We start from the raw sequence: 857 nt of genomic DNA, 5'->3' as shown, positions 1-857 counted from the left end.
GAATTGGTTCATGAACAGGGTGCATTATGGAAGATAAGGCAATCAAGGGCGTTGATGTGGAAATCTCGGTCGTTCTCGGCAAGGCCGTGATGCCGATTCACCAACTCCTGAAAATGGGTCGCGGCGCCGTGATCGAGCTGGATACCGGGGTCGATGACGACGCCATGGTGCTGGCCAACAACAAGCCCATTGCCTTTGGGGAAATCATCGTGGTGGATGACAATATTGGGGTTTCGATCACCGACAAGGTCAGCCCGAACCAGCGGGATTTCTGATCCGGCTCCTGTCTTTTTCATATCAGGGAAATAAAATTAAGTGGCGGATTTGAAAAATAATTCATTCTCCACTTGCCAGTGAGGAAAACATTTGTTATTTCCCTGCCTCACCAAGCGGTCGTGGCGGAATTGGTAGACGCGCAGCGTTGAGGTCGCTGTCCGGTAACACGGGTGGAAGTTCGAGTCTTCTCGACCGCACCAAAACAAAAAGCCCCTGAGGTCTCTGACTTCAGGGGCTTTTTGTTTTTTGGTCGATTGCGCTGAGATGTTGCAGGGATTGCATGAAACATCCTGTGAGTGCAGCACTCCTTTCGCGCCCCTTATGTGCTATACGGTTGATCCTGCCTGACCCGGTGAATTGAGGTCATCGGTGGTGTCCATGTGATTGTCTTCATCGACCCTTCGACTGGTCTTCCCGGTCTCCCCTAAAGTGATCCCGGCTGCGACGATCCCCGATGCTGCGAGCATGGGGACGACTTACACCATTTTATCGGTGAAGAAGGCGACGGTGTAGGATGGCACCAGCGCAATCGCTGCCTTGAGCAACGCTCCCTTCAAGCTTTCCATAGTCATTCTCCCTGT

1 protein-coding gene and 1 tRNA gene are annotated in these 857 nt (G+C 52.4%); both read left to right on the top strand.

Features of this window, described 5'->3' with window-relative positions; translation table 11 throughout:
• The first annotated feature begins 26 nt into the window (after positions 1-26).
• Positions 27-275, top strand: coding sequence for a FliM/FliN family flagellar motor switch protein (locus tag QQJ79_RS15495; protein ID WP_169561795.1), 249 nt, complete (start codon positions 27-29; stop codon positions 273-275).
• A gap of 114 nt (positions 276-389) precedes the next feature.
• A tRNA-Leu gene (locus tag QQJ79_RS15490) sits at positions 390-476 on the top strand.
• Positions 477-857: the final 381 nt, after the last annotated feature.

The sequence above is a fragment of the Brevundimonas denitrificans genome, from assembly GCF_030160755.1.
In the GTDB taxonomy this organism is placed as follows: Bacteria; Pseudomonadota; Alphaproteobacteria; order Caulobacterales; family Caulobacteraceae; genus Brevundimonas; species Brevundimonas denitrificans.
Note: the sequence above shows the minus strand (reverse complement) of the source record. Positions and strands in the feature narration are given on the sequence as shown.

What these genes read in the sequence shown, in the direction of transcription:
- QQJ79_RS15495 (WP_169561795.1), top strand. Translation starts at nt 27, where the DNA reads ATGGAAGATAAGGCAATCAAGGGCGTTGATGTGGAAATCTCGGTCGTT.